This is a genomic window from Shewanella sp. 10N.286.45.A1 (genome assembly GCF_041470405.1).
In the GTDB taxonomy this organism is placed as follows: domain Bacteria; phylum Pseudomonadota; class Gammaproteobacteria; order Enterobacterales; family Shewanellaceae; genus Shewanella.
The window spans coordinates 1-7,236 of record NZ_JBFRMK010000053.1 but is presented as its reverse complement, the minus strand read 5'-3'; the positions used below and the strand labels follow the sequence as shown (position 1 = coordinate 7,236).

General features: G+C 45.4%; 5 protein-coding genes. All 5 read left to right on the top strand.

The window, feature by feature from the left end:
* Positions 1 to 47 precede the first annotated feature (47 nt).
* The 5 genes from AB4238_RS05010 (at position 48) to carB (ending at position 7,012) form a co-directional block, all read left to right on the top strand.
* Positions 48 to 836, top strand: coding sequence for a M48 family metallopeptidase (locus AB4238_RS05010; protein WP_372031945.1), 789 nt, complete (start codon positions 48 to 50; stop codon positions 834 to 836).
* Positions 837 to 917: 81 nt separating this feature from the next.
* On the top strand, positions 918 to 1,535 hold the full coding sequence (locus AB4238_RS05005) for an FKBP-type peptidyl-prolyl cis-trans isomerase (protein WP_248973190.1): 618 nt from the start codon (positions 918 to 920) through the stop codon (positions 1,533 to 1,535).
* Between the two features lie 63 nt (positions 1,536 to 1,598).
* Positions 1,599 to 2,414, top strand: a complete 816-nt coding sequence (gene dapB / locus AB4238_RS05000; RefSeq protein ID WP_248973189.1) for a 4-hydroxy-tetrahydrodipicolinate reductase — start codon at positions 1,599 to 1,601, stop codon at positions 2,412 to 2,414.
* 175 nt (positions 2,415 to 2,589) lie between these two features.
* Positions 2,590 to 3,762 (top strand): glutamine-hydrolyzing carbamoyl-phosphate synthase small subunit, encoded by a 1,173-nt coding sequence (gene carA / locus AB4238_RS04995; protein ID WP_372031942.1) that lies wholly within the window; start codon positions 2,590 to 2,592, stop codon positions 3,760 to 3,762.
* 28 nt (positions 3,763 to 3,790) lie between these two features.
* The gene (carB, locus tag AB4238_RS04990; protein ID WP_372031939.1) at positions 3,791 to 7,012 is read left to right on the top strand and encodes a carbamoyl-phosphate synthase large subunit; all 3,222 of its coding nucleotides are present in this window, start codon (positions 3,791 to 3,793) and stop codon (positions 7,010 to 7,012) included.
* Positions 7,013 to 7,236: the final 224 nt, after the last annotated feature.

Below are 7,236 nucleotides of genomic sequence, written 5' to 3'. Positions count from 1 at the left end.
ACACTCTGAGTAGATCAACAACTTATACTGATTGGTATAAAGGATTAATGATATTTATCAGTTCGGTACTGCTGCTGTCGGGTTGTGCGACTCACCAATCACCTACTGGTCGTGGTCAAACCTTACTGTTTTCATCACAAGAGATGTCACAGCTGGGTGATGCTTCATTTGCACAATTGAAGCGGCAAGAAAAGGTTAGTCAAAACAAAGCGACGAATAACTATGTAAGCTGTGTAGCCGATAGGATAACCGCTGCATTACCTGATCAAAGCTTACCGTGGGAGGTGGTGGTATTTGAATCTGAACAAGTCAATGCTTTTGCTCTGCCTGGTGGCCATATAGGTGTTTACACTGGCCTGCTAAATGTTGCGGTCAATTCTGATCAGCTAGCCACTGTAATCGGCCATGAAGTGGCGCATGTGTTAGCAAACCACAGTAATGAGCAAGTGTCGCGTGCACAGTTAACTGGTGCAGGAATGCAACTGGCTGATGTTGCCCTAGGCGCTGGTGGTATTGAAGATAAGAGTCTATATATGGCTGCGCTCGGACTCGGAGTTCAGGTCGGCTATATCTTACCTTATGGTCGCGACCAAGAATCAGAGGCTGATATTATCGGGGTTGAGCTAATGGCTAAGGCAGGCTTTAACCCTGCGCAAAGCGTAGAGCTATGGAAGAATATGTCTAAAGCGGGCGGGGAGCAGGGGCCTGAACTGCTATCGACCCACCCATCACACGGTCAACGTATTGCTCAATTACAACAAATGCAGAGCAAAGCTCAGCCACTTTATGAAGCGAATCGTGTCAGTGTGAAAAATACTTGTCAAAGGTCAAATTAGCTTCCCTTTTTAGGGGAATATCACAGATAATGTGCTAAACTGGCGCGCGAAAATTCATGAATCATTGAGAGTAAAATCATTATGTCTGATAAGTTCAGTACAATTGAAGAGCAAGCAAGTTACGGTGTTGGTCGTCAACTAGGTGAGCAACTAGCTGCTAACTCGTTTGAAGGTATCGATATTTCTGCCGTTCAATTGGGTCTATCTGACGCTTTCGAAGGTAAAGAAAGTGTAGTGGCTATGCAAGATATGCAAATCGCATTCACTGAAATCAGCCAACGTATCCAGAAAGTGCAAGAAGAAGCTGCCGCTGCCGCATCTGAAATCGGTGATAAGTTCCTTGCTGACAACGGCGCACGTGAAGGCGTTGTGACTTTAGAGTCTGGTCTTCAATACGAAATCATTACCGAAGGTAATGGCGACAAGCCAAACGCTGATTCAACTGTACGTACTCACTACCATGGTACATTCATCTCTGGTGATGTATTTGATAGCTCTGTTGCTCGTGGCGAGCCAGCTGAATTCCCAGTAAATGGCGTTATCGCTGGTTGGACTGAAGCACTACAACTTATGCCTGTTGGTTCTAAGTGGAAGCTTTGCGTACCACAACACTTAGCATACGGTGAGCGTGGCGCTGGCGCTGCAATCCCACCATATTCAACTTTGGTATTTGAAGTTGAATTGTTAGAGATTATCTAAGTTAGCCAATAAGCCTAAGTTAATACTTAGGCTTTTTTTTGACAATTAATTAGGAGTACAGAGATGACTGAAAGAGTAAGAGTGGCGATTACCGGCGGCAGTGGCCGCATGGGACGAACTCTTATTGAAGCGGCTAAACAAAATGATGCTATTTTGTTAGGCGCGGCGATTGAGCGTGCGGGTTCAACGTTAATGGGAGTTGACGCTGGCGAGCTTGCAGGTGTGGGGGCAATGAATGTTGCAATCACTGATTCACTAGATAAGGCCGTTGATGATTTTGATGTGCTCATTGACTTTACCTCGCCTGAGGCTAGCGTGATCCATACCGATTGGTGTGCTAAACATGGCAAAGCCATTGTGATTGGCACTACTGGTTTCAATCATGCTCAAAAAGAGCAGATTTCAGCGTACTCAGAACAAGTACCTATTGTAATGGCTCCCAATATGGCTGTCGGCGTTAATCTAATGTGGAAACTGTTAGAAGTTGCGGCTGAAGTGATGGGGCATTACAGCGATATTGAGATCATCGAAGGGCATCACAGATACAAGAAAGATGCACCATCAGGTACAGCACTTAAAATGGGTGAAGTGATCGCCGAAACCTTAGGTCGCGATCTTGAAAAATGCGCTGTTTATGGCCGTGAAGGTATTACCGGTGAGCGTGATAGAGAAACCATCGGCTTTGCTACCGTTCGTGCTGGTGACATTGTTGGCGAACATACTGCACTATTTGCTGATATTGGTGAGCGTCTTGAAATCACCCATAAAGCATCGAGTCGAATGACTTTTGCTAATGGTGCTATGCGTGCAGCTTCCTGGCTCAGCGCTCAAGGTTCGGGGCTGTATGATATGCAACAAGTCCTTGGCTTAAAACAATAAATATTCAAAACCGCTATTAGCGGTTTTTTTATGTGAGAACAGTTATTTTTTTTAAAAGTACAGTTCCACTATAGACGAGTACCAGTTTTACGTATAAAATCGGCGGAATTTGTCAAAATTTCGTATTTTAGCGAAAGTTGGTATTTTAAAAAAACACAAAAAACATTGTATTTCAATGGCTTGGCTCTTTCCGGAGGTCGCGTTGACAAAGTCTGCCTTACTCGTACTTGAAGATGGAACCGTTTTTTCTGGCACTGCAATTGGTGCTGAAGGGATGTCTGTTGGTGAAGTGGTATTTAACACTTCAATGACTGGTTATCAAGAAATTTTGACTGATCCATCATATGCTCGTCAAATGGTAACCCTCACTTACCCACATATTGGTAATACTGGCACTAATGATGAAGACACTGAATCGTCGTCTGTTCATGCTTGTGGCCTTATTATTAGGGACTTGCCTCTTATTGCAAGTAACTTCCGAAATCAGCAATCTTTAAGTGAATACTTAGAGGCCAACAATGTTGTTGGTATTGCGGATATTGATACCCGTAAATTGACTCGTATTTTACGAGAAAAAGGCGCCCAAGCAGGATGTATTCTGGTGGGTGACTTGGATGAAGCCAAGGCGCTAGCAGCTGCTAAAGCGTTCCCTGGTTTAAAAGGCATGGATTTAGCCAAAGAAGTAACAACTACTGAAGCCTACCCATGGCGCAGTGGTAGCTGGCGTCTTGTGGGCGGTTTACCGTCAGATAAGGCTGAAACTGAGCTTAAATATAAAGTCGTTGCTTACGATTATGGTGTTAAGCGTAATATTTTGCGCATGCTTGTTGACCGTGGCTGTGATGTCACAGTGGTACCAGCGCAAACGCCTGCATCTGAAGTATTAGCGATGAACCCAGATGGGGTTTTCCTATCAAACGGTCCAGGTGACCCAGAGCCTTGTGATTATGCAATTTCTGCGATTCAAGAGATTTTGAAGACCGATATTCCGGTATTTGGGATCTGCTTAGGCCATCAGTTGTTAGCATTAGCCTCTGGCGCTAAAACCTTAAAAATGAAATTTGGTCATCATGGTGCAAACCATCCAGTGAGCAATATCGAACAAGGTAACGTCATGATCACCAGCCAAAACCATGGTTTTGCCGCTGATGAAGCAACATTACCAGCCAATATTAAAGTGACTCACAAGTCGCTATTTGATGGTTCTTTGCAAGGTATTCACCTTACTGACAAGCCTGCGTTTAGCTTCCAGGGTCACCCTGAAGCGAGCCCTGGACCACATGATGCTGCGCCACTATTCAATCACTTCATCGATTTGATTGAACTGTATCGCCAGAACGCTAAGTAGTAAATTCATCCGGGAGAAGATTTAAGCAATGCCAAAACGTACCGATATAAAGAGTATTCTTATCCTAGGTGCTGGACCAATTGTTATTGGTCAAGCCTGTGAGTTTGACTACTCAGGCGCTCAAGCCTGTAAAGCCCTACGCGAAGAGGGTTACCGAGTTATTCTTGTTAACTCTAACCCTGCAACCATTATGACTGATCCAGAGATGGCCGATGCAACTTATATCGAGCCTATTCACTGGGAAGTTGTCCGTAACATTATTGCTAAAGAGCGTCCAGACGCGATCTTACCAACAATGGGCGGCCAGACTGCACTTAACTGTGCGTTAGAGCTAGAAAGCCGCGGCGTACTAAAAGAGTTTAATGTCGATATGATTGGCGCAACTGCCGATGCTATCGATAAAGCCGAAGACCGTAGCCGTTTTGACAAAGCAATGAAGTCAATTGGCCTTGAGTGTCCTCGCGCGGGTATCGCTCATAACATGGATGAAGCACGTGCTGTATTAGCAGAAGTCGGCTACCCATGTATTATTCGCCCATCATTTACCATGGGCGGTAGCGGTGGCGGTATCGCATACAACAAAGAAGAGTTTGAGGATATCTGTTCTCAAGGTCTGGAACTATCGCCTACCAGCGAACTACTTATCGACGAATCTTTGATTGGTTGGAAAGAGTACGAGATGGAAGTGGTTCGTGACCGTAACGATAACTGTATTATCGTTTGTGCAATCGAAAACTTCGATCCAATGGGCGTGCACACGGGTGACTCTATCACCGTGGCTCCTGCACAAACATTGACGGATAAAGAGTACCAACTGATGCGTAACGCATCACTTGCAGTACTGCGCGAAATCGGTGTTGAAACCGGTGGTTCAAACGTACAATTTGGTATCAACCCGAAAGATGGCCGTATGGTTATCATCGAGATGAACCCGCGTGTATCGCGTTCATCTGCATTAGCATCAAAAGCAACGGGCTTCCCAATCGCTAAGATTGCTGCCAAGCTAGCGGTTGGCTTCACCCTTGATGAGCTAAGCAACGACATTACTGGTGGCGCAACGCCTGCATCGTTCGAGCCAGCAATTGATTACGTTGTTACCAAAATACCTCGTTTTAACTTTGAAAAGTTTGCCGGTTCAAATGACCGTCTCACCACACAGATGAAATCAGTGGGTGAAGTCATGGCGATTGGTCGTACTTTCCAAGAGTCACTGCAAAAAGCGCTTCGCGGTCTTGAAGTTGGTAAGAAGGGCCTTTGCCCTGAAATCGATATCACTGAAACCGATGCTATGTCACGTATTCGTCATGAGCTAAAAGAGCCGGGCGCTGAGCGTATTTGGTATATTGCAGATGCATTCCGCAGCGGTTTGTCGGTGGATGATATTTTTGCGCTGACTAACATCGATCCTTGGTTCTTGGTGCAGCTTGAGGACTTGCTGAAGAGCGAAGCACAAGTTGCTGAAGCCGGTCTTGCGGGGTTGAATGCGGACGTATTACGTACACTTAAGCGTAAAGGTTTTGCTGATTCACGTTTAGCAACATTGGCTGGTGTAAGCGAATCTGAAGTACGTAAACTGCGTACTCGTTTCGAAATACATCCAGTGTATAAGCGCGTTGATACTTGTGCTGCAGAGTTCTCAACCGATACAGCTTACATGTACTCGACTTATGAAGAAGAGTGTGAAGCAAATCCTTCAAACCGTGACAAGATCATGGTGCTGGGCGGCGGACCAAACAGAATTGGCCAAGGTATTGAGTTTGATTACTGTTGTGTACATGCAGCGCTAGCGTTACGTGAAGACGGGTACGAGACCATCATGGTTAACTGTAACCCTGAAACGGTTTCAACCGATTACGACACATCAGATCGTCTGTACTTTGAATCGATCACTTTTGAAGATGTGCTTGAAATCGTACGTATCGAGAAGCCAAAAGGCGTTATCGTGCAGTACGGTGGCCAAACACCGCTTAAATTAGCGCGTGATTTAGAAGCGGCAGGTGTACCAATTATCGGTACTAGCCCTGATGCGATTGACCGTGCTGAAGACCGTGAACGTTTCCAGCAAGCGATTGAACGTTTAGACATGAAGCAGCCTGAAAACGATACCGTGACAACGGTTGAAGGTGCGGTGATTTCTGCTGAGCGTATCGGTTATCCGTTAGTTGTTCGTCCATCATATGTATTAGGTGGCCGTGCAATGGAGATTGTTTATGATGAGCAGGATCTGCGTCGCTACTTTAATGAAGCGGTAAGCGTATCGAATGCATCTCCTGTATTGCTTGACCGTTTCCTTGATAATGCTATCGAAATCGACATCGATGCAGTATGTGACGGTGAAACCGTAGTGATTGGTTCAATCATGGAGCATATTGAGCAAGCTGGGGTTCACTCTGGTGACTCTGGTTGTTCATTACCGCCATATAGCTTAAGCCAAGATATTCAAGACCGCATGCGTGAGCAAGTGGGCAAACTGGCAATGGAGCTGGGTGTAATCGGTCTAATGAACGTACAGTTTGCTGTGAAGGATAACGAGATCTACATGATTGAAGTTAACCCTCGTGCAGCCCGTACAGTGCCATTCGTATCGAAAGCTACAGGTGTACCACTTGCTAAAATTGCTGCACGAGTGATGGCAGGTCAAAGCCTTAAATCACAGAACTTCACCGAGGAAGTTATTCCGCCTTTCTACTCTGTAAAAGAAGTAGTATTGCCGTTTAACAAGTTCCCAGGTGTTGATCCACTGCTTGGCCCTGAAATGCGCTCAACCGGTGAAGTGATGGGTGTGGGTGACACGTTTGCTGAGGCTTATGCTAAAGCGCAGTTAGGTGCAACATCTGAAGTACCTAAGTCTGGACGCGCACTTTTATCCGTGCGTAACAGTGATAAAGCGCGTGTTGCAGATTTGGCGGCTAAGTTGATTGAACTTGGTTACGAAATCGATGCGACGCACGGCACTGCTGTTATCTTAGGCGAAGCGGGTATCAACCCACGTCTAGTTAACAAGGTACACGAAGGTCGTCCTCATATTCTTGACCGTATTAAGAATGATGAGTACACCTACATAGTGAACACCACAGAAGGTCGTAAAGCGATTGAAGACTCTCGTCAACTTCGCCGCGGTGCACTGCGTTATAAAGTGAACTACACCACGACATTGAACGCTGCTTTTGCAACATGCATGGCGCATGCTGCAGATGACCGTTCAAATGTAAGTTCAGTACAAGAGCTTCATAAGCGTATTACTAAGTAACGTTTATTGTTGTGTTGTAAAAAAGGCCGCGAATAGCGGCCTTTTTTAATGCTTTCAGAAAATAGGTTGCCGCTTTTAGTAGGTGTGCCAACCGGAGCAAAAGTTTGAACTCTCAGTGAAAGTTTGCTGGTGCGGAGGTAATACCAATTGCATTAAAAGTTTGACCATTCAGCGGGAATTCAAAACGCTGTAGGCAAGTAGTGGAATTTGAGCTAATAGTTATT

Excerpts from the sequence above, each read along its gene's own strand:
- AB4238_RS05010 (WP_372031945.1), top strand. The coding sequence starts at position 48 with ATGATATTTATCAGTTCGGTACTGCTGCTGTCGGGTTGTGCGACTCAC.
- AB4238_RS05005 (WP_248973190.1), top strand. The coding sequence starts at position 918 with ATGTCTGATAAGTTCAGTACAATTGAAGAGCAAGCAAGTTACGGTGTT.
- dapB (WP_248973189.1), top strand. The coding sequence starts at position 1,599 with ATGACTGAAAGAGTAAGAGTGGCGATTACCGGCGGCAGTGGCCGCATG.
- carA (WP_372031942.1), top strand. The coding sequence starts at position 2,590 with ATGGCTTGGCTCTTTCCGGAGGTCGCGTTGACAAAGTCTGCCTTACTC.
- carB (WP_372031939.1), top strand. The coding sequence starts at position 3,791 with ATGCCAAAACGTACCGATATAAAGAGTATTCTTATCCTAGGTGCTGGA.